1 rRNA gene is annotated in these 236 nt (G+C 40.7%); it reads right to left on the bottom strand.

Annotated features, from left to right (window positions below):
* Window positions 1–3: 3 nt before the first annotated feature.
* A 5S ribosomal RNA gene (gene rrf, locus ACX6CF_RS26145) occupies window positions 4–121 on the bottom strand.
* Window positions 122–236: the final 115 nt, after the last annotated feature.

The following is a 236-nucleotide window of genomic DNA, read 5'->3' on the forward strand; positions in this document are numbered from 1 at the left end:
GTAATCTGGCAGCCACCTACTCTCCCAGGTCGTTTCCAACCAAGTACCATCGGCCGTTAATGGCTTAACCATCGTGTTCGGTATGAGAACGGGTGTTTCCCAAAAACGCATCGCCACCAGAAATTTTCTGTATTCTTTTTTTGTTTACTTGAATACTCAACAGTGAAACAACTAATTACCTTAGTATTTTACCTAAGTCCTTAGTGCTTTTATAAGACTAACCTCAGCTAGTTCTT

It is taken from the genome of Vallitalea sediminicola (assembly GCF_054408565.1).